Here is a 26,628-nt window from a genome sequence, read left to right as displayed (position 1 = left end):
GTCGCCCATGCGCTCGGCGGTGTTCACGCTGGCGTTGGCGGAATGCTTGCTGACGGTGACTTCGAGGAGGTTGGGGGCGTCGAAGCGGAGCTGGTCGGTGATGTCGTAGCGGAACTGGTAGAAGCCGCCCTGGTGCACTTCGCCGACGGACTGGCCGTTGAGCTTCACGGCGGTGTCGGTCAGCACGCCGTCGAACACGAGGCGCACGACGCGACCCTTCCACGCCGCGGGCACGGCGAACTCGCGGCGGTAGATCCCCTGTTCATCCGGCACGCGCGGCTGGGTGGCGAGGCGCTTGCTCGGCCTGAACTCGACGCCGTAGTCGTAGGTGCCGAAACCCTGTTGTTCCCAGCAGGAGGGCACGGCGATCTTGGTCCAGACGCCGCTGTTGCGGCCACCGGTGCAGAGGAAGTCCCACGGCACGGCGTCGTGGCTGCCGGTGCCGGAGAGGTAGAGCGTTTCGGTCGGGAGCGGGGCGCCATCGGCGCGGATCTGGGAGACGGCGAGGGCGAGGGCCGTGGCGGCGAGGAGGCGAAACACGAGGCGCATGGCGGATCAGGGTTGAACGATGCCGAGGATGGCGAAGGCGCCCGTGCCACGCACGTCGAGAGTGTGCGTGCCAGCGGGGTAGTCGAAGGCGTGGATGTTCAACGGCGGGAGAGAGTCAAACTCGACCGCGCGGGTCAGCAGCGCCTCGACGCCGCCCCGTTCGCCGGCGGTGGCGTCGGTTTCGAGCTCGGGCGGCTTGCGCCAGGCGGGACCGGTCGCCTGGAAGTAGCCGACGAGCACGCGGACCGGTTGCGCGCAGGAGAACTGGATTTTCCGCGGCGCATCCGAGCGCGTGGCGGCGAGGGAGAGCTTGAGGCCCTGCAGGCCTTCGAGCTCGGGGGCGAGGGACGTGATGACGGCGTCGGAGTCGCTGAAGGCGGTGTTGCCGAGCTGGGCGGTGAAGGTCTCGAGGCCGGGCGTCAGGAGCTTGAAGTCGGCGGCGGCGAACGGCGCGTGCGTGCGGCCGGCGGCGGGATGCGAGAGCGCGACGACCTGCGCGCGGAAATCGGCCAGCTCCTTTTCGTAGACGGGCAGCAGCTGCGTCCAGTGGTAGTTGGCCGCCTTGCCGCCGACGCCGCCGGGGAGTGGGATGCGGCGCTGCGCGGTCTGCATGGAGTTGGCGGCCTGGTAGCTGTCCTTGGTCAGCGCGGTGAGCTGGCGGAAATAGCCGACGCTCTCGCCGAGCCGGTCCTGGGCGGCGCGCATGTCGTCGATCTTCCGCGAGTAGCCGTAGCGCAGCACGGCCAGCGCCGCGCGGGTCTTGGCGACGTAGAACTGGCTCATCGCGTCGATCGCCCGGACGTCGTTGCGCAGACGCGCAAACTCCTCGCGGTTCCGGGTCACGAGCGGAGCGGCGGCGTCGATGGCGGCAACGGCGCGGGCGGCGAAGGCGAGCACCTCGGCATTGATCGAGGGCGGCGTTTCGCCCTCGTGCGGCAGGCCCTTGGCTTCGCGCTCGGCGAATTCCTTCAGGCGCTCGCCGGGCGGGGACTGCGATTCCCAGAGCTCGGGAAACTCGCGGTATTTCTCGGGGCGGACGAGCTGGTCGAGGGTCATGCCGAGCGACATCGTCTGGCGGTTGCCCTCGGTGATGCCGTAGCGCCGCAGGATACGCGGGGCGCACTCGCCGGCGGCGTTGTAGGCGTCGAGGATGTGCGGCGCGGCGGCGGCGCCGTAGTGCTCCGCGAGGCGCGCGGTCCAGTAGGCGCGCTCGCCATCCGCCGGACGGTCGGGATTCCAGGCGTAGCGCGCCCAGGCGGCGAACCAGATCCAGTCGCGCTCCCATTGTCTCAGCGGTGTCGGAGCGATGTCCGGCGAAACCGGCCAGTCCCAGTAGAAGAGCGGGTAGAGGTGCAGGCCGCGGGCGCCGAGGCGGTCGCGCATGGCGACGACGGACTTTTGGATGAACTCGACGTCGCCGTAGCGGAACGGCTCGAGGTTGGCGAGGATGTGGACGTTGGCGATGTGGGTGGAGCCGAGGCGGCTCATCGCGAGGTGGAGCTGCTGGCGGACGCCGCGCGGCTCCCAGGTGGTGAGCGACTCGCCGTTGAATTTCGCCTCGGTGTAGAGGTTGCGGTAAACCTTCAGCGCTTCCGGCATGACCTTCGTGGCGTCGGTCGCGTGCGTGCGCATGATGACCGGCGGCTCATGGGTGAGGCCGGCGGCGGCCATGCCGTCCTTCACGCCGGGCAGGATGACTTCGGTCATCCAGCGCGTTTGCGTGGCCTGTTCCTGGAGGGCCTCGCCGAGGCACGGCATGAGGCCGACGTTCGGGTATTCGCGGACGAAGGCGGCGATGGACTTGCGCGTGTAGTCGGCGGCGAGGTCGTTCCAGGCGTGAAGCTGGGTCGAAAGGCCGTGTTTTTCGGCGAGCGGTTTGGAGATGAGGATACTGTAGAATTGCTGGACCAGCCAGATGCCGCGGCGGTCGCATTCGGCGGCGAGCCAGCGGAACATCGCGACGTTGCGGGCGAACGTCTCCGGGGTCACCTCGAGCGCCTCGGGATAGTCGGGGAGCTTCACTAGCGAGGCGAACGGGTGGCCGTTCCACAGGTAAAGCGTGTTCATCCGCAGGTCGGCGAGCGTATCGAGGTATTCGGTCCAGGTGGCCTGGTCGTAAAAGAACGGGAATTCCTCGGGCGTGTAGGGATACTCGTAGACCTTGCGGCCGGGGAGCAGGTAGGTTTTCTGCATGCCGATGCACGGGCCGCGCAGGAGGAATTGCGGGGCGTCGGCGAGGCGGGGCGGGAGCGGTTGGCCGGCCTGCAGGCGCGCGGCGAGCTCGAGGCAGCCGTAGAGCGCGCCCGAGTCGTCCGCGCCGGTCACGGTGATGGTGCCGCCGGGCGGGGCGGTGATCGTGAAGCCCTCGGGCTGGGCGCTGCCGGGCACCACCCGCACGGCGATGCGCGGCGCGGCTGCGCCGAGGGCCTTTTCGAGTCGCGCGGCGCCATAGCGGACGCGCGGCGAGGCCTGGGCGGGCAGCTCGATCGCGGCGTGCGCGGCGAGCGCGGAGAGCAGGAAGGCGGCGAGGAGCCGGAATGACATGATCAGGAAACCGCGGCGGCGGCGCGGCGCTTTTGCTCGCGCCAGCCCCAGACGGTGAGACCCGCCGGCGCGCGCGGACCGGGAAGGACGAGGCTCGCGGCGTAGCCGACGGCGACGACGATGAGGTGGCCGATGACGCCGATGAGCACGCCGTTGAGGCGGAAGTTCCACGCGCCGAGGTCGAGCACGGGCGCCTTGCCGGAGGTGAAGGTGGCGTAGGCGGTGAAGAGGATGCAGGCGATGATGCCGACCCACAGGCCGCGCAGGTGTGCCCGCGTGCTGAGGAAGGCCAGGGCAAACACGCCGAACAGGCCGCCGGCGAGCACGGACGTGGCGGTGAAGTAGAGCGAGAGCGCCGTGCCCTTGGTCTGGGCGAGCCAGAGCGCGACCAGCGTGCAGAGGGCGCCGGTGATGGCGACGATCACCTTGCCCATGACGAGACGGTCGCGGTCCGTGGTGTTCCGGCGCAGCTTGGCGTAGAAGTCCTCCACGCCGACGACGGCGAAGCAGTTCAGGTCGGACGAGATCGTGGACATCGCCGCGGCGAAGAGCGACGCCATGATCACGCCCGCAAAGCCGGCCGGCACGTGAGTGGCGAGGAAGTGCGGGTAGAACTGGTCGGGCTTCACGATGTGCGGCGGCAGCACCTCGCCGGAGAGCCGGTAGTAGCTCCACGTCAGCGTGCCGATGAGGAGGAAGAGCGCCCAGACCGGGATGCAGAGCAGCGCGCCGAGGGCGACGCCGCGAACGGCGGAGCGGTCGTCCTTGGCCACGAGGTAGCGCTGGATGATCGTTTGGTCGGCGGTGTATTTTTGGAGATACCAGAAGAAGCCGTAGGCGGCCATGACCCAGAAGCTCTTGGCGGAGAAATCCCACTGCAGCGTGCCGAGGTCGAACTTGTGGTTGTCCCACGCGAGCTGGAAACCCGCCGCGGCCCCGCCGGGCATGAGCACGACGAGCGTGCCCAGACTGATCGCGATGCCGAGCCACATGATGAAGCCCTGCGCGACGTCGGTCCAGATCACCGCCTCGAGTCCGCCGGCGTAGGTGTAGATCACGGTCACGATGCCGGAGGCGACGATGACGGTCGACATGTCCCAGCCGGTGAGGCTCTGCACGGTGAGGGCGACGAGGTAGAAGACGAAGCCCATCTTGGAGAAATGCCCCAGCGTGAAGCCGAGCGAGGTGTAGAGCCGCACGCTGTAGCCGAAGCGCTTTTCAAAATACTCGAACGCGCTCATGCGGACGACCTCGCGGAAGAACGGGATGATGATCGAGCCCACCAGCACGAGGACGACGATCACCATGAAGCCCGGCACGAGCTCGGCCCAGTTGCCGCCGAAGGCGCCGCCGGGATAGGCGATGAAGGTGATGCTGCTGATCAGCGTGGCGAAGACCGACACGCCCATCGCCCACGCGGGAATCGAGCGGCCGGCGACGAAATAGTCCTCGGTCGTCTTCTGGCGGCGCGTGTAGCGCAGGCCGAGCCAGAGCATGCCGACCATGTAGACAACGATGACCGCGAGGTCCAACCAGCGGAGGGAATTCATTGGGGAGGTGACGAACAGCGAAAGCTACGGCGACACCGGCGTGAGCACGACGTCGTCGATCAGAAAGGAAGCGGCGGGCGCCTTCTCGTCGGCCCCGGACAAGTCGCGTCCGCCGAACGGCCGCGAACGCGCCGCGCCGGTGCGGAACGACAAACGCTCGACGGTCGTCGTCGCCTCGGTCGGTCCGATCGCGCGCGGCGTGGCGGGGTGGCCGTTGAGGAAGAGGTCGCCGCGGTCGGAGGTCGGCTTGGGCGAGGCGTCGTAGGCGAACGCGAGCCACTCGCCGGAGCGGTAAGCGCCGTTGTCGGTCCAGACGCCCTCGTGCGAGACCCACACGCGGCCGTCCTCGGCGAGGGCGAGCAGGAGCTGGCGGTTGCCGCGGGCGTCGGTGAGCTCGATCTCGAGGCGCGCGTCGGTCTGCCGCGGCAGGATCTTGAAGGCGGCCTTCAGGCCGTGCGTCTCCGGAAAGACGCGCACGGCGCGCGCGTAATCGTAGGGATCCTCGTCGCGCAGCTCGAGCGCGTGCCCGGCGCCGCCGGCGGCGACGACGCGGACGGGCGCCCAGAGCGGGCTGTAGACGTTCCAGCCGGCGGGCAGCGCGCCGACGGCGTCGGCCTCGAAGGTGTCGGCGACGGGCGCGGCGGCGCGGCCGGTGATCGGCGTGGGGACGCGCGCGACCCAGATGTCCTCCTTGTTCACGCTGTAGGTGACCCAGGTCGCCTGCGCGTGGTCGGGCGGCGTGCCGTTGCCCTCGGCGATGGCGCGGACGTATTGCGGGCCGAGGTTCTTGAAATTGCCCGCGAAGCGCTGGTCGGGCGTCTCGCCGTGGACGGTGAGCAGCTGGGAGAAATGCTCGCCGTCGTCGCTGGTCATCACGGCGAGCGGGAAGCGCAGGCGGTTCGTCGGGTTGAGGAAAAGCGCGAAGCGGCCGTCGCCGGTGCGGGTGAGCGCGTATTTCGAGGCGTTGTTGGGCAGGTTCGTGCCGAACTGCTTTTCGGTCCACGTGCGGCCCTCGTCGCGCGAGAGGGCGACGAGCGCGTTCTTCCAGACGCCGAGCACGGCGCCGTCGGGACGGTGGACGAAGGACATCGCCTTGCCGCGGATGGTGTAGAAGCCGCTCTCGTCGAGCTGGTCCTCCTCCCACCACTGGCCCGTCATGAGCTTGTTCGCGAGCAGGGCCTCGCAGGCGGCGACGAAGCCGCGGTCGGGCGACGTGCGGTAGAGCGGGTAGGGCGGGGTGAAGTTGGCGAAGGGCTGCTTGGCGTTCAGGCGGATGAAGTAGATCGGCCCGAGCGAGCCGTCCGCGTGCACCTCGCGCACGGCGCGGCCGATGCCGGTGCCGTCGTTGGGCTCGGGCGGCTTGCCGTAGAAGGCGAGCGCGAGCAGCCGGCCGTCCGGCGCGACGTAGAAACCCATGCGCTGGTGCGCGAGCGTCGGCGTGCCGTCGGGCAGCGCGAAGGGCGGGAAGATCACGCGCGGCTCGTCCCAGCGGACGCCGTCGGCGGAGCTCGTCAGCCAGGTCGAGCCGGCGCCCTGGTGCTCGCCGACGGGGTTGCTGAGGAACTCGACGTAGAACCGGCCGCGCCACCAGGCGAGCATCGGCTGGTGGAAGTAGGTGTGGCCGAGTTTTTCCGCGTTGGCCGGGTGCGTGCGGTTGGCGCGGTAGACCTGGATGTTCTGTCCGCCGACGACCGGCCGCAGGCCGCCGTCGGCGGTGGAGGCCGCGCGTTCCGGGCCGGTGAAAACGAACGGCGGCGGCGCCGCCGGCGCGGCGGCGAGCGCGGCGGGCAGGCCGAGGAGGAGGAGCCAGCGCGGAATCATGCGGCGACGGACGCGCGGTGGCGCGCCATGCGGGCGGCGAGCTTGATCGCCTCGACGAGGCTGCGCGGATCGCCGCGGCCGGTGCCGGCGTTGGCGAAATCCGTGCCGTGCTCGACCGAGGTGCGGATGATGGGCAGGCCGAGGGTGACGTTCACCCCGCGCCAGATGCCGAGCATCTTGGCGGCGACGTGGCCCTGGTCGTGATACATCGCCACGGCGGCGTCGAACTCGCCCTGCAGCGTGCGGAAGAAAATCGTGTCGCCCGCGAACGGCCCGTGCGCGTCGAGGCCGGCGGCGCGCGCCTGGGCGACGGCGGGGGCGATGAACTTCTCCTCCTCGTCGCCGAAGAGGCCGCCTTCGCCGGCGTGGGGGTTGAGGCCGGCGACGGCGAGCCGCGGCTGCGCGATGCCGAGGCGGCGCACGGCGGCGTGCGTGAGCTGGAGGACTTTCACGATCCGCTCGGGGCGCACGCGGTCGATGGCCTGGCGGAGCGAGACGTGGGTCGAGACGTGGCTGACGCGCAGCTGGTCGGCGACGAGCATCATCGTCGCGCCCGGCGCGCCGCAGAGCTGGGCGAGCAGGCCGGTGTGGCCGTCGAAATGATGCCCGGCGGCGTTGAGCGCCGCCTTGTTGATGGCGGAAGTGACGATGGCGCCGACCTCGTCCGCGAGCGCCAGCTCCGTGGCGCGCCTGATCGATTCGTAGGCGGCCTGGCCGCACAGCGGATCGACGCGGCCGAGGTGGTGGCGGGCGGCGTCGACGTTGGCCAGATCGAGCACGGCCACGCCGTCGGCGGCGAAGGCGGGCGCGTCGGCGGCCGTCTTCACCGTGCGGATCGGCAGCGTGGTGCCGGTGTAGCGCTGGGCGCGCGCGAGCACGGCGGCGTCGCCGACGACGAGCAGCGGGCCGAGCGCGCGCACCTCGGGTTGGGCGAGGGCCTTGAGGATCAGTTCCGGGCCGGTGCCGGCCGGATCGCCGAGGGTGAGGGCGATGATCGAGCTCGAACTCATTCCGCGGCGGCGTCGATCGTGGCGAAGTGGCGGCGCAGGCTCACCGGCCAGGGATAGCTGCCGGGTTTCGTGGTGATGGCGAAGCGCGGCGCCTCGGACGGGCGCAGCGTGACGACGCCGGGTCCCCACACGTGCACGACCTCGAGGCGGTGCCAGCCGAGGGATTCGAGGACGAGCGCGGTCGTCGTGCCGCCGGCGATGAGCACGTGGCGGAAGGCCCGGGTCGGGCGCAGCCGGCGCACGAGGAGCGAGAACATGCGGTTGATCGCCTTCGAGGAGCCCTGGCCGGACTTGGGCGAGACGTGGATGAAGACGGAGACGACCTGGGTGGCGCGCAGATGCGCGAGCGCCTCCGCCGCGAGCGGGCCGGGCCGGGGAGCGCGTTCGGCTTGAGGGCGATCTGCGGGCCGGGCACGGGCGTGACCGGATCCGTCGGCGTGGCGGTGCCGCTCAGCATCAGGGTGGCCCCGAGGTCGGGGGACACGGTGCGCGTGACGCGGCGGCCGGCGCGGTGGTGGTGGAGCCACATGCGGAAGAAGTCGGCGCCGCCGGCCGGGAAGGTCTGGTTGTCCAGCCGCGAGGCCCAGAGCGAGACGTCGGCCGGGCTGCTGGCCTCGCCGACGCTGACGCCGCTGGCGGGCAGCTCCTCGGCGGTGTGGTAGCACTGGACGGGGGCGGAGCCGTCGGCGAGCAGGTGGTCGACGAGGCAGGTCTTGCGCGGGTGATGCGGCTCGCGGGCGAAGGCGGTGCGGTGCAGCGGCACGCCGGCGATGAAGTAGCGGCCGTGGTTGATGATGCGGCCGAGCGAGGGATTGCAGGGCACGAGCAGCGTGCGGGGCAGGCCGAGCACCTCCATGCACGCCTCGATCTCGGCCATGACGTTGCCGCGCAGGACGGAGTCGACCTTCTTGAAGATGCCGGCGTTCGGGATGGAGCGGAGGCGGCGGGCGAGCCGGGCGACCTTGCGGGCGGCGACGGCGGGGGTGGCGAGGCGCGTGCCGCTGTCGCAGACGATGACGTCGGCGGAGATGCCCCGGCGCGGCGGCTCGGTCAGGACGACGGCGCGTAATCCGGCTTGGTGGGCGAGGGCCGCGAGTTCGGCGGCACCCGTGAGGTCGTCGGCGATGACGATGAACGGCAGGCGAGGCATGGGATCAGGTGAGAGGGGCGAGTTGGGCGCGGAGGGCGGCGCGGGCTTCGGCGTCGAGCGGCGCCAGCGGCGGGAACATGTCTGGACCACAGAGCCCGCGCTCGGCGAGCATCGCTTTCAGCGCGGCGAGCGACTGCCCGAGCGTGCGGCCCTTCTGGTAAACGGCGCCGACGGCGTCGGAGGCCTGCTGGAGCTGTTCCGCGCGCGGCCAATCGCCGGCGCGGGCGGCGGCGTAGAGCTGGGCGGCGAGGTCGGGGCGGTAGTTGCCGGAGCTCGGGACGAAACCGCGGAAGCCGAGCCGCAGCGCCGCGGCGCTGTGGGCGGCCGCGCCCATGAAGAGCGCGAAGTCGGCGCGGGCGGCGAAGCGCTCCGCCAGCGCCTCCTTGCGTCCGGGCGCGCTCTCGGAATCCTTCAGGCCGATCACGTTCGCGCGCGCGCTGACCGCCTCGATCACCTCGAGGGGAATCGACATGCCGACGGTGGCGGGGATGTTGTAGAGATAGACCGGACCGGGCGTCGCGTCGGCGAGCTGCTCGAAGTAGCGGCGCATCTCGGCCGGCTCGAGCTTGAAGTAGTTCGGCAGCATCGCGACGACGGCGTCGGCTCCCTGGCGCAGGTGCTCGCGCGCGAGCGCAACGCTGTCGGCGAGGCAATTGTGCGCGACGCACGCGAAGACCGGGACGCGGCCGGCTGCGACGCGCACGGCGATCTCGACGAAGCGGCGGCGCACCGCGTCGGGCAGTGAGGCGACCTCGCCGGTGGTGCCGGCGACGAGCAGGCCGCAGCCGGAGGCGGCGACGTGGGCGACGAGCCGCTCGGCGCCCGCCTCGTCGAGGCGTCCGTCCGCCGTGGCCGGGGTGACCAGGGGCACGATGACGCCGTGGTGCGGGGCGGTTTTCATGCGCGATAGGCGGCTTGGTAGATGGCGATGGCGTCGTCGCGCGAGACCGGACGCGGGTTGTTTTTCAGGAGGCGCGTGACGAGCAGGCCCGCCTCGGCGAGCTGGGGCAGGCGGGCGAGGGGGATGTTGTGGCGCTCGAGGCCCAGCGGCACGCGGCACGCCGCGAGCAGCGCGCGGAGCCGCTCGGGGAGCTGCGCGGCGGTGCGACGGTCGTCGCCGAGGTCCGGCGCGCCGAGGGCGCGGGCGAGGGCGGCGTGGCGTTCGGGCAGGGCCGAGCAGTTGAAGGCGACGACGTGCGGCAGCATCAGCGCGATCGACAGGCCGTGCGGCAGGTGGTGCTCGCCGCCGAGCGGGTAGGCGAGGGCGTGCACGCCGTTGGTGTTGACCGGGCCGAGGCAGAGCCCGCCGTAGAGGCTGCCGAGGGCGACGGCCGAGCGCGCGGCCAGGTCGTGGCCGTCGGCCACGGCGCGCGGCAGGTGCGTCGCGATCAGCCGGACGCCCTCGAGCGCGTGGAGGTCGACGACCGGGTGGGCGGAGAGATTGGCGTAGGCCTCGAGGCAGTGCGCCAGCGCGTCGATGCCGGTCGTGGCCGTGAGCGCCGGCGGCAGCGAGCGCATGAGCTCGGGGTCGACGATGGCGATGTCGGGCACGAGTGCGGGGCTGATGACGGCCTTCTTGGCCTGCGCGGCCTCGTCGAGCAGGAGGGCGTTGGGCGAGACCTCGCTGCCGGTCCCGGCGGTGGTCGGCAGGCAGGCGAGCGCGGTGCGGCGGGCGGTGACGAGGCCGGAGCCGAAGAACTGCGCGACCGGCTCGTCGCGGTCGTGCAGCGCGGCGGCGAGCTTGGCGACGTCGAGCACGCTGCCGCCGCCGAGCGCGTAGACGACGTCCGGGCGGGCGGCGCGGGTGCGGCGGCGCAGCGCCTCGCACGAGGCGACGGTGGGCTCGGCCGGGGGCTCGAGGATCACCTCGGTCGGGATGCCGGCCGTCGCGAGCGTTTGCGCCACCGTCTCAGCGGCGGCGGTGAGGGCGGCGGTGCTGATGACGACGGCGCGGCGATGGACGCCGCGGGAAAATTCCAGGACTGCCGGCGCGGCACCGCCGGCGCCGAAGGCGATGCGCGCGGGTTGGAGCAGGGTGATGGGCCGGGGCGTGCTCATGGCATGGCGCGCCGCGCAACGCGCAGCGCGCCGGCGAGGGCGGAACGAGTGGGGTGGTGGCGACGCATGGCAGGCCCGTTTCGTTGCGCGAAGCGGGCCCCGCTATCCAGTGACGGCGATTTTTTCGATGGCAATGGCGGAACATGGCCGCGCCGCGGGTGGAAAAAAGTCCGCGGCGCGGACGGCGCGGGAGCGGCGGCGGACCGGGCCGCGCGGGCGGTTGCGTTAATCGCTGGTTCAACGGTGTTCCGAGGGACGGGGGGGCGGAGGGCGTGAAATCGCCCGCCGGACGGGGCGCGGACGGGCATTATGATTCCGAAAGAAATATTCCTGCCACCGGGAGTAATTCCGGGCCGGTTTCGCTAGGATGCTGCGTTCAGCTTCCGGCCTCCGGCCTGCGGCGGCACGCGTCTGGACATCGCGGATGAAATCGAGACGCTCTGCCGCACGTCTGAGACCGTGTCCCTTTCGCTGTGTTACCCTCGATGTCACCCCGTCGCCTGTTGTTCGTTGCCCTGCTCGCGGCCTGCCCGCCCGTGGTTGCGCGCGCCGCGCCGGTCGCCGAGGTGATCGCCTCGCACGTCGCGCGCTTCAACGCGATGGAGGACGAGGGCGTGGTCAACGCTGTGCCGAACGCGGCGAGCGCGGACTGGCTGCAGGCCAACGTGCCGGCGTTCACCTGCGCGGACGCGGAGGTCGAGGAGATCTACTGGTTCCGCTGGTGGTCGCTGCGCAAGCACCTGAAGCGCGACGAGGCGAGCGGCCGCTGGGTCTTCACCGAGTTCATCACCAAGCCGCGCCCGATCAGCAGCGCGCTGGGGCATCATTTGATGGAGTTGCGGTGGTTGCGGGAGCAAGGCTTCGCGGACGATTACGTGCAGTATTGGCTGCATGGGAGTAACAGCCGCCCGCAGCCGCATCTGCACAAATATTCGCAGTGGCTCGCCTACGCCGTGTGGCAGCGGGCGCTCGTGACCGGCGACATGAAGGGCGCCGGTGCGCTGCTCGACGACCTGGTGTCCGATTATCGCGCGTGGGAGAAGGAAAACGGCCGCCCGGACGGGCTCTTCTGGCAATACGACGTCCGCGACGCGATGGAGGAGTCGATCAGCGGCGGCCGCAAGGTGAAGAACGTGCGTCCGACGATCAGCTGCTACATGGCCGGCAACGCCGCCGCCATCGCCGCGCTGGCGCGCGCGGCCGGCCGGACGGACGTGGCGGACGAGTTCGCGGCCAAGGCCGCGCGGCTGCGCCGGCTCGTGCTCGACACGCTCTGGGATCCGGAGCGGGCCTTCTTCACCTCCCGCACGGAGGCGCTGGAGCGCATCCCGGTGCGCGAGGCGATCGGCTTCATTCCCTGGTATTTTCACCTGCCCGAGCCCGGGCGCGGCTACGAGGTGGCGTGGAAGCAGCTCACCGACGAGCACGGCTTCAAGGCCCCGGCGGGTCTCACGACCGCGGAGCGGCGCGATCCGACTTTCCGCACGCGCGGCATCCGCACCTGCGAGTGGGACGGCGCCGTGTGGCCCTTCGCGACGGCGCAGACGCTCACCGCGCTGGCGAACGTGCTGCGCGATTACCCGCAGGACGCGGTGACGGCGCGCGATTATTTCGCGGCGTTCATGACCTATGTGCGGAGCCAGCGCTACGACGGCCGCCCCTACATCGGCGAGTATCTCGACGAGAAGACCGGCGAGTGGATCATGGGCGCGAACCCGCGCAGCCGCTTCTACAACCACTCGACCTTCGCCGACCTGCTCATCGCCGATCTGATCGGGCTGCGGCCGCGAGCGGACAACGTGGTCGAGGTCGCGCCGCTGCTGCCGGCGGACGCCTGGGCGTGGTTCCGTCTCGAGCGCGTGCGCTATCACGGTCACGAGCTCGCGCTCGAGTGGGACCGCGACGGCCGCCGCTTCGGGATCCGCGGCTTCCGCCTCTTCGTGGATGGCCAACTGGCCGCCAGTGCTCCATCTCTCACCCCGCTGACGGCTTCGCTGCCTGCTCCATGATGCCCGCTCCTCGCTCTCCGTTGTTCGCCCGGCGCCTCGCGGCGCTGCTGCTGGCGCTGCCGGCGGTGCTGCTCGGCGTGCAAAGTCCTCCCGTGGTGCGCGCGCAGGCGGGAAAACTCGACTACGTCGCCGCCGCCAACGGCGACCGCCTGCCGGACTTCTCCGCCGCGGGCTATGCCGGCGGCGGCACCGCGCTCCCGCGGGTGCCGGCCGTGATCGCCGTTTCGCCACAGGCGGGCGACGCCACGGCGGCGATCCAGGCGGCGCTCGACGAGGTCGCGCGCCGCGAACCCGACGCTCATGGCTTTCGCGGCGCGGTGCTGCTGTTGCCCGGACGCTACGAGCTGAGCGGCCGGCTCGCGATCCGCGCGGGCGGTGTCGTGCTGCGCGGGGCGGGCGAGCAGACCGTGCTCGTGGCGGCGGGGACGGACCGCCGCGCCCTGATCGCGGCGCGCGGCCAGGAGCGGAGCGAGACCGGACACGTCCGCGTCGTGACGGACGAGCGCGCGCCCGTCGGCGCGACGAAGCTGACGCTCGACGACGCTCGCGGCCTGGCCGCGGGCGATATCGTCCGGATCACGCGTCCCGCCACGCCTGCGTGGGTGCACGCGCTCGGCATGGACGTCGCGCCGGGCCGGCAGCAATTCGCCTGGAAGCCCGCGGCAATGTCCGTGCGCTGGACGCGGACGATCGTGGCCGTCGAGGGCCAGGTCGTGACGCTGGACGCGCCGATGACCACGGCGCTGGAGAAAAAGTTCGGCGGCGCCACGCTCGCAGCGCTCGGAGCGCCGGGCCCGCTGCGGCAGGTCGGCGTGGAAAACCTGCGTTGCGAATCGGCCTTCGATGCCGCTAACCCGCTCGATGAGCAGCACGCCTGGGAGGCGGTGTTCTTCGAGCACGTCGAGGACGGCTGGATCGCGAACGTCACGGCGGCGCACTTCGCCGGTTCGGCGTTCAACCTCGGTCCCGGCAGCCGGCGCGTGACGGTGCAGGACTGCGCCTCGGTCGCGCCCGTGTCCGAGCTCGGCGGCTATCGCCGGCACACCTTTCACACCCGCGGCGAGCAGACGCTGTTCCTGCGCTGTCGCGCGGAGGACGGGCGCAACGACTTCACGGTCGGCTATCTCGCCGGCGGACCGAACGTGTTTCTGGAGTGCCGCGCCGAACGCAGCCGCGGCTTCAGCGGCTCGGTGGGCAGCTGGGCGTCGGGCATCCTCTTCGACAACGTCACCCTCGACGGCGGCACGCTGGAGCTGAACAACCGCGAGACGTGGAACCAGGGCGTCGGCTGGGCGGCGGCGAACTCGATGCTCTGGCAGTGCTCCGCCCCGGTCGTGATCTGCCGTCAGCCGCCGACGGCGCAGAACTGGGCCGATGGCGTCTGGGGGCAGTTCGTCGGCGACGGCCATTGGAGCCAGGTGAACGAGTTCATCAAGCCCGAGAGCCTGTATCGCGCGCAGCTGGAGGCGCGGCTGGGCCCCGCTGCGCTTGGCGCGCTCGAGCCGCGCGCTTTTGCTGTTGATGATGTAGGGCGGGGTCTCCCGACCCCGCCTGCTCGCGCCGCCGCTCTGGCGGGATCGGGAGACCCCGCCCTACAATCGTCCAACGCGGGCCGGCCGCTCGCGCTGACGCACGGCGTCCTCACCGTCGGCGGCGCGCGCCTGAGCGGACGCGAGGAGGACATCTCCTGGTGGCGCGGCTACCTCTACGCGGGCGCGGAGCCGGCCCAGCCCGCGCTCACCCGCTTCGTGCCGGGGATGCACGGTCCCTGTTTCACGGACGATCTCGACGAGCTGACCGACGCGATGGCGGCGAAGCGGCAGGTCGTGTTGCGGCATCACTACGGCCTCTGGTATGAGCGCCGCCGCATGGACCACGAGCGGATGCGCCGGCCCGATGGCGACGTCTGGCCGCCGTTCTTCGAGCAGCCGTTCGCGCGCAGCGGGCAGGGGAGCGCGTGGGACGGGCTCAGCCGCTACGACCTGACGAAATACAACGCCTGGTATTTCGCGCGGCTGCGGGAGTTCGCCGGGCTGGCGCGCCAGAAGGGCCTCGTGCTGGTGAACGAGATGTATTTCCAGCACAACATCCTCGAGGCCGGTGCCCACTGGGTTGATTCGCCGTGGCGCCCGGCGAACAACATCAACGGCACGCGCTTCACCGAGCCGCCGCCCTTTGCCGGCGACACGGTCAAGATGGCGGCGGAGTTCTACGACCTCTCCGATCCGGCCTACCGCGCGCTGCACCGCGCCTACATCCGGCAGTGCCTCGCCAATCTCGCCGACGAGCCGAACGTCATCCACACCCTCGGCGCCGAGAACAGCGGCCCGCTGCATTTCATGCAGTTCTGGCTCGATGTCGTGGCGGAGTGGGAGGCCGAGACCGGCCGGCATCCGCTCATCGCACTCAGCGCCTGCAAGGACGTGCAGGACGCGATCCTCGCCGATCCGCGGCGTGCGGCGGTGGTCGACGTGATCGATTTCACCTACTGGTTCCGCACCGAGCGCGGCGACGAGTTCGCGCCGCGCGGCGGCACGGATCTGGCGCCGCGCCAGCACCAGCGCCTGTGGAAGGGCGGCCGGCCCAGCGCGAAGTCCATCGCCGGCATGGCGGCCGAGTATCGCGCCCGTTTCCCCGGCAAAGCCATCCTCACCGGCCTGCCCGAGGCCGGCGACGTGCAACCTTGAATCGTCTTGAATCCATGAAAGCCATCCGTTCGTCCCTCCTTTGCCTTGTCGCCGTGCTGCTCGGCGCGTTGCCGGTCCGGGCCGAGGCGCCCGTCTCCGTCGAGAAATGGGGCGTCTTCGAGCTCACGCTCAAGGGGCCGGACGAGGGCAATCCCTTCGTCGACGTCCGCCTCAGCGCGGTGTTCACCAACGGCGCCACGACCCTCGAGGTGCCGGGTTTCTACGACGGCGACGGCGTCTACAAGGTTCGCTTCATGCCCGGCGCCGTCGGCGAGTGGCGCTACGAGACCAAGAGCAACCGCTGGCCGCTGACCGGCAAGATCGGCTCCTTCACCGCTACGCCGCCGGCGAAGGGCAACCACGGTCCGGTGCGCGTGGCGAACACCTTCCACTTCGCCTACGCGGACGGCACGCCGTTCAAGCAGATCGGCACCACGATCTACAACTGGACCGACACGCCGGAGGAGGTCCAGGAGCAGACGCTGCGGACGCTCGCCGCCGCGCCCTTCAACAAGGCGCGCATGCTCCTCACGCCGCAGCCGAATCCGTTCCAGGGCAAGTTCGCCCCGCCGCGCTGGCCGTTCGCCGGCACGCCGCCGCACGGCTGGGACTACACGCGCTTCAACCCGGAGTATTTCCGCCACTACGAGCAGCGCCTCGCGCAGCTGCGCGACCTCGGCATCGAGGCCGACGTGATCCTCTTCAATCCCTACGGCAAATGGGGCTTCGAGACGATGGACGCCGCCTCCAACGAGCGCTTCGTGCGCTACGTCGTCGCGCGCTTCAGCGCCTACCGCAACCTCTGGTGGTCGCTGGCCAACGAATACGACTTCCTCCGCACCAAGACCGAGCCGGAGTGGGACCGCCTCGGCGCGCTGGTGCAGGCCTGCGATCCCTACGGCCACCTTCGCTCCATCCACAACGGCACGCTGCTCTACGACAACAACAAGCCCTGGGTCACCCACGCCTCGATCCAGAACGGCGCCGCCGTCGAGGAGCCCGGGCGCGCCGAGATGTATCGCGGCGTCTGGCGCAAGCCGGTCGTCTACGACGAGGTCAAATACGAGGGCCAGAGCCCGTATCGCTGGGGCCAGCTCAGCGGCGAGGAAATGGTGCACCGCTTCTGGTGCGGCACGGTGGCCGGCACCTACGTCGGCCACGGCGATTACTTCCTCGTCAACGAGGACACCTGGACGTCGTTCGGCGGCACGCTGAAAGGCCAGAGCGCGCCGCGCCTGGCGTTCCTGCGCCGGGTGCTCGAGGACGGCCCGCCGCAGGGCATCGATCCGATCGACAAGTGGCAGGACCCGAACACCGCCGGCGTGCCCGCCACCTATTACCTGACCTATTTCGGCCGCGCGCAGCCGACCGAGTGGGAGTTCAAACTCTTCCGCAACGGCGTGGTCGACGGCCAGCGCTACCGCGTCGAGGTGATCGACACCTGGGCCATGACCATCACGCCGGTCGCGGGTGAGTTCGTGACCAAGAAGCTCGACGCTTATCACTTCGTCGATGCCCAGGGCCGGAAGGTTCCGCTGCCCGGCAAGCCCGGCATGGCGGTGCGCGTGCGCCGCATCGGCGCCGACGGCCAGCCGGTGAAACTCGAACTCCTGCTCGAGGGCTCCTGATGCAACGGCTCTTCCTCCACCGGCCGGCCTGGCTGGCTCTGTTGCTGGTGTTCGCCGCGCCGCTGCGCGCGGCGGAGGCGGCTTTGCCCGCGACCTGCTACCTCTTCGCCTATTTCTACCACGACCAGGAGGCGGAGGGCTTCCGCCTGGCGTGGAGCCGCGACGGCTACGCCTTCGCCATGCTCAACGCGGGCCGGCCGCTGCTCACACCCACCGCCGGCGAGAAGAAGCTCATGCGCGACCCGTGCCTCTACCGCGGGCCCGACGGCACCTGGCACCTCGTCTGGACGACCGGCTGGACCGGACGCGACATCGGCTACGCGTCGTCGCTGGACCTCGTGCACTGGTCGGAGCAGAAGACGCTGCCGGTCATGGCCCACGAGCCCCAGGCGCAGAATTGCTGGGCGCCGGAGATCGTCTGGGACGACGCGCGCCAGCGCTACCTGATCTTCTGGTCCACGACGATCCTGGGGAAATTCCGCGAGACGGAGCTGTCCAACACCCGCCCCGAGCGCAACCACCGCATCTACGCCACGACCACGACGGACTTCGCGACCTTCGCGCCGACGCGGCTGCTCTACGACGGCGGCTTCAACGTCATCGATGCGAACCTCCTCCGCGACGACGACGGCCGCTGGCTGATGTTCGTGAAGAACGAGACCGTGCAGCCGAAGACGGAGAAGAACATCCGGATGATCCGCGGCGAGACCGCGGAGGGGCCGTGGAGCGAGGCCTCGCCCGCGTTGACCGGCGACTACTGGGCCGAGGGCCCGACGTCGATCAAGGTCGATGGCGAGTATCGCGTCTATTTCGACAAGCACCGGCTCGACGCCATCGGGCTGGTGCGTTCGCGCGATCTCCGGCACTGGGAGGACGTGAGCGACCGGATCAAGATGCCGGCGCACGCGCGCCACGGCTGCATCGTGGCCGTCTCGCGCGCGGAGATGGAACGCCTGCTCGCCGCCTGGCCGGCGGCGCAACCCTGACGTCATGCCCGCGCACCGGAACTACAAGTGGGCGGTCGTGGGCATGCTGTGGTTCGTCTGCTTCTTCAACTACGCGGACCGCCAGGCGATCTTCTCGGTCTTTCCCCGCCTGAAGGGCGAGTTCGGATTCGACGCCGTGCAGCTCGGCCTGATCGGCTCGGCCTTCGCCTGGGTCTACGCCGCCGGCGCGCCCTTTGCGGGCTTCATCGCCGACCGGGTTTCGCGCAAGATCCTCATCCTCGGCGGCTGCGTGTTCTGGAGCGGCGTGACGATGTTCACCGGCGCCTGCGGCCAGCTCTGGCAATTCGTCGGCGTGCGCGCGCTCGAGGGATTCGGCGAGACCTTCTATTTTCCCGCGACGATGTCGCTGCTCAGCGACTACCACGACCGCAGCACGCGTTCGCGGGCGATGTCGTTCCACCAGTCGAGCGTCTACGCCGGCACGATCGGCGGCAGCTGGCTCGGCGCCTGGTTCGCGGAAACGATGGGCTGGCGGGTGGGTTTCTACTTCTTCGGCGGCGCCGGGATCCTGCTGGCGTTCGTGCTGTGGCGGTTCCTGCGCGAGCCGGCGCGCGGCGAGGCGGAGGCGGCGCCGGCGGAGCCGAACGTGGCGCCGATGAGCGTGCGCGAGGCGCTCGGCGGCATCTTCTTCCGCAAGCCGACGGCCGTCCTGCTCATGCTGGCGTTCCTCGGTGCGAATCTCGTGGCCACGGTCTTTCTCGCGTGGACGCCGACGTTCCTGACGGAAAAATTCCAGTTCCGGCTCACGACCGCGGGCCTGTCCGGCTCGGTGTTCATCCACCTCGCCAGCGCGCTGAGCGTCCCGATTGGCGGCTGGCTGGCCGACCGACTGTCGCGGCGGCTCGCGGGCGGACGCATCCTCGTCCAGGCGATCGGGCTGCTGGTCGGCGCCGGATTCGTGGCCGTGGTCGGCCTGACGACCGACGTGCGCACGCTGCTGGTCGCGATGACGATCTTTGGCCTCTGCAAGGGGCTCTACGACGCCAACATCTTCGCCGCGCTCTACGACGTGGTGGAGCCGCGCGCGCGGGCGACGGCCGCGGGCATCATGAACACCGTGGGCTGGGGCGGCGGCGCGCTCGGGCCGATCGCGGTGGGACTGGCGACGAAATACGGCCGCCACGCGCGCGACATCGACAACATGAGCGAGGCGATCGCCTTCGGCGGCGCGGTCTACATCGTCAGTGCCGCGCTGCTGCTGGTCGCGGTCTTCGTTTTCGCCCGGCGCGACGTGCCGCTCGCCCCGGCCTCCTGACTTATGCGCATCCTGATCCTGTTGCTCAGCCTCGGTCTCGCGTCGCTCGCGGCGGCGCCGTCCGACGCGATCGTCCAAGCGGAGTTCATTTTCGAAAAGGCCCCGTATCCGTCCTGCCACGCCTCGACGATCGTCGAGGTGGCGCCGGGGCACCTGGTGGCGGCGTGGTTCGGCGGCACGAAGGAGCGCGCGCCCGACGTGGGCATCTGGGCCGCCCACCGCATCGACGGCCGTTGGACCGAGGCGGTCGAGGTCGCGAACGGCCGGCAGCCGGACGGCCGGCGCGAGCCGACGTGGAATCCCGTGCTCTTCGCGCCGGCGGGCGCGCCGTTGTTCCTCTTCTACAAGGTCGGCCCGTCGCCCTCGAAGTGGTGGGGCATGGTCACGACCTCGGTCGACGGCGGCCAAACCTGGAGCCCACCCGCGCGCCTGCCCGACGGCATCCTCGGCCCGATCAAGAACAAGCCGGTCGTGCTCGCCGACGGCACCTGGCTCTCGCCCTCGAGCACCGAGGGCAACAAGGAGGGCTGGCTCGTGCATTTCGAGCTTTCGCGCGATCGCGGCCAAACCTGGGAGCGCACGAAGCCCGTGCCGCAGGGCCCGCATTTCGACGCCATCCAGCCGAGCGTGCTCTTTCACCCGGACGGACGCCTGCAGGCGGTCGCGCGCACCCGCCAGGGCGTGAACGCGCAGACCTGGTCCAAGGACGGCGGCCGAACCTGGTCCGCGCTCACCGCGATCGATTTGCCGAACCCCAACTCCGGCACCGACGCGGTCACGCTCGCCGACGGCCGGCAGCTGCTCGTCTACAACCACAGCGGCCATCGCGCCGCCGAGGCCAAGGGCGACCGCTGGCCGCTCGACGTCGCGATTTCGAAGGACGGCGTGCACTGGGAGCGCGTGCTGACGCTCGAGACCGCGCCGAACAAGGCCGGCTACGCCTACCCGGCGGTGATCCAGGCGCGCGACGGCCTCGTCCACATCACCTACACCTGGGACCGCACGCGCATCAAACACGTGGTGCTCGATCCGGCGAAACTCTGATGAAACGGCTCGTTCTTTTCCTCTTGGCCGCGTGCGCCCTCGACGCCGTGGCTGCGTTGCAGGTCATGGACCTGAAATGCGAGAGCGCGGTCGCGCCACTGGGCATCGACGTGTCGGCGCCGCGACTGAGCTGGCAGCTGCGCGACGACGCGCGCGGATCGCGCCAGACCGCCTGGCAGGTGCTCGTGGCGTCGACGCGTGAGCAACTCGCGGCCGATCGCGGCGACCTCTGGGACAGCGGCCGCGTGGCGTCCGACCAGACGGCGTGGATCGCCTACGCCGGACGTCCGCTCGCGAGCTCGCAACGGGTGTTCTGGAAGGTGCGCGTCTGGGATGGCGCCGGCGCGGCGACGCCGTGGAGCGCGCCGGCGGAGTGGACGATGGGGCTCCTGCGCGCGGAGGACTGGCACGCGCAGTGGATCGAGGCGGCGCCGAATGCCGAAGGAGCGCTGCTCCGGCGCGAGTTCGCCGTGAAGCCCGGCCTGCAGCGCGCGCTGCTGCACGTCACCGGGCTCGGGCAATACGAGGCCTTTCTCAACGGCGCCAAGGTCGGCGCGGATCTGCTCGCGCCGGGTTGGACCGACTATCGCGACACGGTGCTCTACGACACGCACGACGTCACGGCGCAGCTCGCCGCCGGCGCCAACGCCATCGGGCTCGCGCTCGGGCGCGGCATGTATCACGTCGAGCGCAAGGACGGCCGCTTCGCGAAGTTCACCAGCCACTACGGCGAACTCCGCGCCATCGCCCAGCTGCGGCTCGAGTATGCCGACGGCACGGTGGAGTTCGTCGGCACCGACGGGAGCTGGCGCACGCAGCCGGGCCCGATCACCTGGTCGAGCAGCTACGGCGGCGAGGATTACGATGCCCGCCGGCTGCCGGCGGGCTGGGATCGCGTCGGCGCCGCGCCGGAAGGCTGGACGCCGGTGAAGATCGCGACGGCGCCGCTGGGCGCCTTGCGCGGCGCCGCGCACGCCAACGAGCCGCTGCGCGCCATCGAGACGCGCGAGCCGGTCAGCGTGCGGACGCTGGCGGACGGCGCGGTGTTGTTCGATTTCGGGCAGAACACGTCCTTCATGCCGCGCCTGACCGTGAGCGGGCCGGCCGGCGCGACGGTGCGCCTGGTGCCCGGGGAGGTCGTGAAGGACGACGGCAGCATCGAGCGCGGCACGATGGGCGGCGCGCACCGCGGCAGCGCGTGGTGGCAATACACGAAGGCGACGGACGGCACCGAGACCTGGTTCCCGCAGTTCTACTACGTGGGCTCGCGCTACGTGCGGGCGGAGCTGATTCCGGCGCGGCCGGGCGGCGCTGCGCCGAGGATCGACCGGCTGCAGATGGTGATCGTGCGTGCGGCCGTCGAGCCGGCGGGCGAGTTCGCCACCTCGAACCCATTGCTGAACCGCATCCGCGGCCTCGTGCGCTGGGCGCAGGCGTCTAATCTCGTCTCGATCCTGACCGACTGCCCGCACCGCGAGAAACTCGGCTGGATCGAGCAGTTCCACCTCAACGGTCCGTCGATCCGCCACGAGTTCGACGTCACGCGGACCTACGCGAAGGCCATGCGCGACATGGCGGAGGCGCAGCTGCCCGACGGCCTGGTGCCGAACATCGCGCCCGAATACGTCGAGTTCAAGGGCGGCTTCCGCAACGCGGCGGAGTGGGGCGCGGCGTTTTTCCTCGTGCCGTGGCAGCAGCGCGAGTTCACCGGCGACGAAGCGCTGCTGCGCGACTACTATCCGGCGATGCAGCGCTACTTCGCGTTCCTCGAATCCCGGGCGGACCACGACATCCTGAGCGACGGGCTGGGCGACTGGTATGACTACGCGCTGAACAGCGGCAAGCGGGCCAACCTCACGCCGCCGCCGATCACCGCCACGGCGTTCTTCTACGAGGACGCGCGCACGCTGGCCCGGACGGCGGCGCTGCTCGGCCACGCCGACGACGCCGCGCGCTACACCCGGCGCGCGACGGAGATCCGCCGCGCCTACATCGCGAAGTTCCGCCGCGCCGACGGCCTCTACGGCACGGCCTCGCAGGCCGCGCTCTGCATCCCGCTCGCGCTCGGCCTCGTCGAGGAGAGCGACCGGCCGGCCGTGCTGGCCGCGCTGATCCGGGACGTCGAGGACAAGGGCTACGCCAGCGCGGGCGACATCGGTTTCCGCTACCTCCTGCTCGCGCTGGCCCAGGCCGGGCGCGACGACGTGATCTACCGGCTGATCAACCAGGACGAGAAGCCCGGCTACGGCTACCAGCTCAAGCTCGGCGCCACGGCGCTGACCGAATCGTGGCACGCCTCGCTCGGCGCGTCGCACAATCACTTCATGCTCGGCCAGGTGATCGAGTGGTTCTACCAGCGCGTGGCCGGCATCGCGCCCGATCCCGAACGACCGGGCTTCCGGCATGCCGTCGTCCGTCCGCAGCCCGTCGGGGATCTGACCTGGGCCGAGGCGACGCAGCGCACGGTGGCCGGCGAGTATCGCGTGCGCTGGGAGCGCGGGAGCGGGAAGTTCGCGCTGCACGTGACCGTTCCCGCCAACGCCACGGCGACGGTCCATCTGCCGACGCGGGACGTCGCCGCGATTCGCGAGAGTGGCGCGCCGCTCGCCGCTGCGGCCGGGGTAAAATTCGTTCGCATCGACGGAGACCGTGCGGTTATCGAGGTGGGGTCGGGCGTCTACTCCTTCGAAACCCCATGGTGAAGCTCCTTGCCGTCCTGCTCGTGTCTGCGGCTGCCGCGTCGGCGTCGGTCGATTGGCTGCCGCCCGGCCTGCCCGCGCCGGCGGCGGAAGGGCCGACCCTGTGCGTGCGCGCCTACCTCACGCCCGAGCAGGGCGACGCCGTGCTGCGGGCGGCGGCGAGGCAGTTCGACACGCGCGCGGCGTGGACGGCCTACGCGGAGCTGACGCGCCGCAAGATCCAGGAAGGCGCCGGCCTCGCGCCCTGGCCGAAGCGCACGCCCCTCAACGCCATGGTCAGCGAGCCGCGCGCCCACGACGGCTACACGGTGCAGAACGTGATGTTCGAGCCGCTGCCGGGCGTCTATGCCTGCGGCAATCTCTACCGGCCGCTGCGGCCGGCCCGGCGCGTCCCCGCGGTGCTGACCACCCACGGTCACACCCCGGGCGTCGACACGCCGGCGGACTGGGCCCGGCACGGGCGGTTCCACGAAAGCGTGCAGCGCCGGGCGGCGACGCTGGCGCGGATGGGCGCCGTGGTGTTGTCGATCGACATGTTCGGCTACGGCGACTCGCTGGTGCAGTTCGGGGCGTCGGCGCACCGGCGGCCGTTTGCCTTGACGATGCAGCTGTGGACCAACCTGCGCGCGATCGACTTCCTGGCGTCGCTGCGCGGCGTGGACAAGACGCGCCTCGCCGTGACGGGCGAGTCGGGCGGCGCGACGGAGGCCTTGCTGCTGACGGCGCTCGAGCCGCGGGTGGCGGCGACCGTGCCCGTCGTGATGGTGTCGTCGTATTTTTCGGCGGCTGTCCGTGCGAGAGCGGCCTGCCGATCCACCGCAGCGCGGAGCACTTCGCGAGCAACGCCCTGATCGCCGCGCTGGCCGCCCCGCGGCCAATGCTCGTCGTCTCCGACGGCGGCGACTGGACCCAGGCCACGGCCACGAGCGAGTTTCCCTTTCTCCAGCACGTCTACCGCCTCTACGACGCGGAGGACAAGGTGGCCAACGTCCATCTCGCCACGGAAGGGCACGACTACGGACCGTCGAAGCGCGCGGCGATGTATCGTTTCCTCGCGCGCGAGCTCGGACTGAAGGAGGATTGCGACGAGTCGCACGTCGCGCTCGAGTCGCCGGACGCCATGCGGGTCTTCAAGACCGCCGACGAGCTCCCCACGAACGCCCTGCACACGCCCGAGGCCGCCGAAGCGGCCCTGCGGGAACTTCAGCGCTGATCAGCCAGCGAGGCATTGATGGTTGCGGTCTGCCCGACCGCGAGGGTGAGACGCGACTCGCGGCCGGCGTGGCGGAGGACGAGCGGGCGCCCGAGCGTGGAGCGCACCGTGGCGGTGGTGAGTTTTCCCTCGTGCCAGGCGAGGTCGACGGTGAAGCCGTCGCGGGCGCGGAGGCCGTGGACGGAGCCGGTGGGCCAGGTCCGCGGCAGAGCGGGGAGCAGGTCGAGGATCACGGTGCCGTCGTCGGTGCGCTGGTGGCTCTGCAGGAGCATCTCGACGATGCCGGCGGTGGCGCCGAAGTTGCCGTCGATCTGGAACGGGCCGCAGAGATCGAAGAGGTTCGGGAGCGTGCGCTTGGCGAGCAGGAGCGAGAGCTGGCGGTAGGCCATGTCGCCGTCGCCGACGCGGGCCCAGAGCGGAATGCGCCAGGCGTAGCTCCAGCCGGTGCTGCCGTCGCCGCGCCAGGCGAGGAGTTTCTTCGCCGCGGCGTAGATGTCGGCGTGCGCCGGGGTGAATCCGTCGCCCGGGTAAAGGTCCCAGAGCGGGGACATGTGGCGGTGGTTGTTGTTCGGCACGTCGACGTCGTCGAGCCACTCCTGGAGCTGGCCGTGTTGGCCGATCAGGTCGGGCGGGAGCTGTTTCAGTTTCGCGTCGAGCTCGGCGGCGAAGGCGGCGTCGCGACCGAGCAGTCGCGCGGCGTCGCGCGTGGTGCGCCAGAGGGCGCGAATGAGCTGGGTGTCCATGGCCGGACCGATCGTCATCGTGCCCTGCTCGGGCGAGAACGACGGCGAGGTGACGAGCCAGCCGTGCTTCGGCTCGCGGACGAGGCTGTCGACGAAGAAGAGCGACGCCTCCTTCATCGCGGGGTAGGCGCGCTGGGCGAGGAAGTCGCGGTCGCCGGTGAAAAGGTAGCGCTCCCAGAGGTGCCAGCAGAGCCAGGCGCCGCCGGTGGGCCAGATGCCGTCGATGTTGTTGATCGGCGCGGTGCCGCGCCAGAGGTCGAAGTTGTGGTGCAGCACCCAGCCGCGCGCGCCGTAGAGTTTTTGCGCGGTGCGCGCGCCGCTGACGCGCAGGTCGTCGATGGCGGCGAAGAACGGCTCGTGGCATTCGCCGAGGCCGGTGGTCTCCGCGAGCCAGTAGTTCATCTCGAAATTGATGTTCGTGGTGTATTTCGACTCCCACGGCGGGTTGAGCAGCTCGTTCCAGACGCCCTGGAGATTCGCCGGCTGGGAGCCCGGACGGCTGCTGGCGATCATCAGATAGCGGCCGTAGGCGAACTCGAGGGCGGCGAGCGCGGGATCGGCGTCGATGCCGCCGGCGGCCTTGGCCCGGCGCACGCGCTCGTCGGTGGGAAGCGCCGCGGCGGGCGTGGTGCCGAGGTCGAGGGCGGCGCGCCGGAAGAGGCGCTGGTGATCGGCGACGTGGCGGGCGAGCAGGGCGGCGTAGGGCTGCGCCGCCGCGCCCGCGAGGAAGCCGGCGCAGCGCGTGGCGGGGTCGGCGGAGATGTCCTGGAAGTTCTTGAAACTCGTGGCGGCAACGAGGCGCAGCGTGGCCGTGGTCGCGCCGGTGACGGTGAGGGCGCGGTCGGCGGCGGCGACGGTGCCGCCGTCGTGCTGCAGGAGGACGCGCGCCTCGAAGCTCAGGCCTCCGGCCTGGACGCGACCGGTGAGCTTGAGCGATGCCTCGCGGGGCGGGGCATTCGCCGCCACGGCGGACGAGGTGCGCGTGTCCTGGTGCGGCGAGTCGAGTTGGAGGGTGAACGTGAGCGCGCCGGGGCGGTCGGCTTCGAGGCGGACGACGATCACGTTGTCCGGGTAGCTGGCGAAGACGGTGCGGGTGAACGTCACGCCGTCGACCGTGTAGCGGGTGGCGGCGAGTGCGGTGTCGAGATCGAGCGAGCGGCGGTAGTCGTGCGCGGCGGTGTGGCCGGGGAAGTGCAGGCGGAGGTCGCCGCAGGGTTGGTAGGCCTTCTGGCGGACGGGATCGCTGAGCACCTTGGCGCGCGCGAGCGTCTCGGCGGCCTTGACGTCGCCGGCGGCGAGGAGGCGGCGGACTTCGAGGAGCGCTGCGCCGGAGCCGGCGCGGACGTAATCGTGCGGCTGGCCGAGCCAGAGCGTGTCCTCGTTGAACTGGATGCGCTCGTTCTCCGTGCCGCCGAAGACCATCGCGCCGAGGCGGCCGCTGCCGACGGGCAGGGCTTCCTCCCACTTGGCCGCGGGGTGGGGATACCAGAGTTGAGCGTTGAGGGTTGAGAGTTCAGCGACCACGCCGGCGGAACGCAGCGGAGCGGCGGCGAGCAGGAGGAGGGCGGCGGCGAGAAAAGGGAGGCGCATGGCGGGCGGGGCAGGAAGGGCGGTTGCGGGCAACCGCGCCTGCCGTAATGGCGGGACGGGTAACGAAAAGG

At 70.9% G+C, this 26,628-nt stretch carries 17 protein-coding genes and 2 pseudogenes; 9 read left to right on the top strand and 10 right to left on the bottom strand.

The features are described 5' to 3' along the window. Window positions 1–9 precede the first annotated feature (9 nt). From ACMYLB_RS13180 to ACMYLB_RS13140, 9 genes and pseudogenes are all read right to left on the bottom strand, one after another. A pseudogene (locus ACMYLB_RS13180) lies at window positions 10–549 on the bottom strand (sugar-binding domain-containing protein); the annotation flags it as partial. 6 nt (window positions 550–555) lie between these two features. Next, on the bottom strand, window positions 556–3,093 hold the full coding sequence (locus ACMYLB_RS13175; RefSeq protein ID WP_415907455.1) for a hypothetical protein: 2,538 nt from the start codon (window positions 3,091–3,093) through the stop codon (window positions 556–558). A gap of 2 nt (window positions 3,094–3,095) precedes the next feature. Further along, the gene (locus ACMYLB_RS13170) at window positions 3,096–4,643 is read right to left on the bottom strand and encodes a sodium:solute symporter (protein ID WP_415907454.1); all 1,548 of its coding nucleotides are present in this window, start codon (window positions 4,641–4,643) and stop codon (window positions 3,096–3,098) included. A 24-nt stretch (window positions 4,644–4,667) separates the two neighbouring features. Next, the gene (locus ACMYLB_RS13165) at window positions 4,668–6,464 is read right to left on the bottom strand and encodes an exo-alpha-sialidase (RefSeq protein WP_415907453.1); all 1,797 of its coding nucleotides are present in this window, start codon (window positions 6,462–6,464) and stop codon (window positions 4,668–4,670) included. Next, window positions 6,461–7,474, bottom strand: a complete 1,014-nt coding sequence (gene pdxA, locus ACMYLB_RS13160) for a 4-hydroxythreonine-4-phosphate dehydrogenase PdxA (protein ID WP_415907452.1) — start codon at window positions 7,472–7,474, stop codon at window positions 6,461–6,463. Before pdxA ends, ACMYLB_RS13165 begins: the two co-directional genes overlap by 4 nt. Then, window positions 7,471–7,731: a nucleotide-binding domain containing protein gene (locus ACMYLB_RS13155; RefSeq protein WP_415907451.1), complete on the bottom strand. Its 261-nt coding sequence runs from the start codon at window positions 7,729–7,731 to the stop codon at window positions 7,471–7,473. The genes pdxA and ACMYLB_RS13155 overlap by 4 nt, the downstream gene beginning before the upstream one ends. Before the next feature lie 461 nt (window positions 7,732–8,192). Beyond that, window positions 8,193–8,624 (bottom strand): annotated as a pseudogene (locus ACMYLB_RS13150) (four-carbon acid sugar kinase family protein); the annotation flags it as partial. 4 nt (window positions 8,625–8,628) lie between these two features. Beyond that, window positions 8,629–9,525 carry a dihydrodipicolinate synthase family protein gene (locus tag ACMYLB_RS13145; RefSeq protein WP_415907450.1) on the bottom strand — a complete coding sequence of 299 codons (897 nt, stop codon included), beginning with the start codon at window positions 9,523–9,525 and terminating at the stop codon, window positions 8,629–8,631. Continuing rightward, a complete protein-coding gene (locus ACMYLB_RS13140; RefSeq protein WP_415907449.1) occupies window positions 9,522–10,682 on the bottom strand; it encodes an iron-containing alcohol dehydrogenase in 1,161 nt (386 codons plus the stop codon). Before ACMYLB_RS13140 ends, ACMYLB_RS13145 begins: the two co-directional genes overlap by 4 nt. A gap of 485 nt (window positions 10,683–11,167) precedes the next feature. Between ACMYLB_RS13140 and ACMYLB_RS13135 the strand changes: the two genes are divergently transcribed. From ACMYLB_RS13135 to ACMYLB_RS13095, 9 genes are read left to right on the top strand one after another with little or no spacing between them, the layout of a single operon-like run. Further along, window positions 11,168–12,691 carry an MGH1-like glycoside hydrolase domain-containing protein gene (locus ACMYLB_RS13135; RefSeq protein WP_415907448.1) on the top strand — a complete coding sequence of 508 codons (1,524 nt, stop codon included), beginning with the start codon at window positions 11,168–11,170 and terminating at the stop codon, window positions 12,689–12,691. After that, window positions 12,688–15,378 (top strand): DUF6298 domain-containing protein, encoded by a 2,691-nt coding sequence (locus ACMYLB_RS13130; protein ID WP_415907447.1) that lies wholly within the window; start codon window positions 12,688–12,690, stop codon window positions 15,376–15,378. The genes ACMYLB_RS13135 and ACMYLB_RS13130 overlap by 4 nt, the downstream gene beginning before the upstream one ends. 14 nt (window positions 15,379–15,392) lie before the next feature. Then, window positions 15,393–17,006 (top strand): DUF5060 domain-containing protein, encoded by a 1,614-nt coding sequence (locus tag ACMYLB_RS13125; protein WP_415907445.1) that lies wholly within the window; start codon window positions 15,393–15,395, stop codon window positions 17,004–17,006. Beyond that, entirely contained in the window at window positions 17,006–17,992 is a 987-nt protein-coding gene (locus ACMYLB_RS13120; protein ID WP_415907444.1) for a glycoside hydrolase family 43 protein, read from the top strand. The genes ACMYLB_RS13125 and ACMYLB_RS13120 overlap by 1 nt, the downstream gene beginning before the upstream one ends. A 4-nt stretch (window positions 17,993–17,996) precedes the next feature. Then, window positions 17,997–19,268 (top strand): spinster family MFS transporter, encoded by a 1,272-nt coding sequence (locus ACMYLB_RS13115; RefSeq protein WP_415907443.1) that lies wholly within the window; start codon window positions 17,997–17,999, stop codon window positions 19,266–19,268. A 3-nt stretch (window positions 19,269–19,271) separates the two neighbouring features. Further along, window positions 19,272–20,312 carry a sialidase family protein gene (locus tag ACMYLB_RS13110; protein WP_415907442.1) on the top strand — a complete coding sequence of 347 codons (1,041 nt, stop codon included), beginning with the start codon at window positions 19,272–19,274 and terminating at the stop codon, window positions 20,310–20,312. Then, window positions 20,312–23,014 (top strand): family 78 glycoside hydrolase catalytic domain, encoded by a 2,703-nt coding sequence (locus ACMYLB_RS13105; RefSeq protein ID WP_415907441.1) that lies wholly within the window; start codon window positions 20,312–20,314, stop codon window positions 23,012–23,014. The genes ACMYLB_RS13110 and ACMYLB_RS13105 overlap by 1 nt, the downstream gene beginning before the upstream one ends. Then, the gene (locus ACMYLB_RS13100) at window positions 23,008–23,862 is read left to right on the top strand and encodes an alpha/beta hydrolase (protein ID WP_415907440.1); all 855 of its coding nucleotides are present in this window, start codon (window positions 23,008–23,010) and stop codon (window positions 23,860–23,862) included. The genes ACMYLB_RS13105 and ACMYLB_RS13100 overlap by 7 nt, the downstream gene beginning before the upstream one ends. Before the next feature lie 26 nt (window positions 23,863–23,888). After that, the gene (locus tag ACMYLB_RS13095; protein ID WP_415907439.1) at window positions 23,889–24,224 is read left to right on the top strand and encodes a hypothetical protein; all 336 of its coding nucleotides are present in this window, start codon (window positions 23,889–23,891) and stop codon (window positions 24,222–24,224) included. Here the strand turns inward: ACMYLB_RS13095 and ACMYLB_RS13090 are convergent. Further along, on the bottom strand, window positions 24,215–26,557 hold the full coding sequence (locus ACMYLB_RS13090) for a glycosyl hydrolase family 95 catalytic domain-containing protein (RefSeq protein ID WP_415907438.1): 2,343 nt from the start codon (window positions 26,555–26,557) through the stop codon (window positions 24,215–24,217). The two genes, ACMYLB_RS13095 and ACMYLB_RS13090, sit on opposite strands and share 10 nt — an antisense overlap. Window positions 26,558–26,628 lie beyond the last annotated feature (71 nt).

Source organism: Oleiharenicola sp. Vm1, from assembly GCF_047777955.1.
Lineage (GTDB): Bacteria > Verrucomicrobiota > Verrucomicrobiia > Opitutales > Opitutaceae > Didemnitutus.
Note: the sequence above shows the minus strand (reverse complement) of the source record. Positions and strands in the feature narration are given on the sequence as shown.

What these genes read in the sequence shown, in the direction of transcription:
- ACMYLB_RS13175 (WP_415907455.1), bottom strand. Translation starts at nt 3,093, where the DNA reads ATGTCATTCCGGCTCCTCGCCGCCTTCCTGCTCTCCGCGCTCGCCGCG.
- ACMYLB_RS13170 (WP_415907454.1), bottom strand. Translation starts at nt 4,643, where the DNA reads ATGAATTCCCTCCGCTGGTTGGACCTCGCGGTCATCGTTGTCTACATG.
- ACMYLB_RS13165 (WP_415907453.1), bottom strand. Translation starts at nt 6,464, where the DNA reads ATGATTCCGCGCTGGCTCCTCCTCCTCGGCCTGCCCGCCGCGCTCGCC.
- pdxA (WP_415907452.1), bottom strand. Translation starts at nt 7,474, where the DNA reads ATGAGTTCGAGCTCGATCATCGCCCTCACCCTCGGCGATCCGGCCGGC.
- ACMYLB_RS13155 (WP_415907451.1), bottom strand. Translation starts at nt 7,731, where the DNA reads ATGTTCTCGCTCCTCGTGCGCCGGCTGCGCCCGACCCGGGCCTTCCGC.
- ACMYLB_RS13145 (WP_415907450.1), bottom strand. Translation starts at nt 9,525, where the DNA reads ATGAAAACCGCCCCGCACCACGGCGTCATCGTGCCCCTGGTCACCCCG.
- ACMYLB_RS13140 (WP_415907449.1), bottom strand. Translation starts at nt 10,682, where the DNA reads ATGAGCACGCCCCGGCCCATCACCCTGCTCCAACCCGCGCGCATCGCC.
- ACMYLB_RS13135 (WP_415907448.1), top strand. Translation starts at nt 11,168, where the DNA reads ATGTCACCCCGTCGCCTGTTGTTCGTTGCCCTGCTCGCGGCCTGCCCG.
- ACMYLB_RS13130 (WP_415907447.1), top strand. Translation starts at nt 12,688, where the DNA reads ATGATGCCCGCTCCTCGCTCTCCGTTGTTCGCCCGGCGCCTCGCGGCG.
- ACMYLB_RS13125 (WP_415907445.1), top strand. Translation starts at nt 15,393, where the DNA reads ATGAAAGCCATCCGTTCGTCCCTCCTTTGCCTTGTCGCCGTGCTGCTC.
- ACMYLB_RS13120 (WP_415907444.1), top strand. Translation starts at nt 17,006, where the DNA reads ATGCAACGGCTCTTCCTCCACCGGCCGGCCTGGCTGGCTCTGTTGCTG.
- ACMYLB_RS13115 (WP_415907443.1), top strand. Translation starts at nt 17,997, where the DNA reads ATGCCCGCGCACCGGAACTACAAGTGGGCGGTCGTGGGCATGCTGTGG.
- ACMYLB_RS13110 (WP_415907442.1), top strand. Translation starts at nt 19,272, where the DNA reads ATGCGCATCCTGATCCTGTTGCTCAGCCTCGGTCTCGCGTCGCTCGCG.
- ACMYLB_RS13105 (WP_415907441.1), top strand. Translation starts at nt 20,312, where the DNA reads ATGAAACGGCTCGTTCTTTTCCTCTTGGCCGCGTGCGCCCTCGACGCC.
- ACMYLB_RS13100 (WP_415907440.1), top strand. Translation starts at nt 23,008, where the DNA reads ATGGTGAAGCTCCTTGCCGTCCTGCTCGTGTCTGCGGCTGCCGCGTCG.
- ACMYLB_RS13095 (WP_415907439.1), top strand. Translation starts at nt 23,889, where the DNA reads ATGCTCGTCGTCTCCGACGGCGGCGACTGGACCCAGGCCACGGCCACG.
- ACMYLB_RS13090 (WP_415907438.1), bottom strand. Translation starts at nt 26,557, where the DNA reads ATGCGCCTCCCTTTTCTCGCCGCCGCCCTCCTCCTGCTCGCCGCCGCT.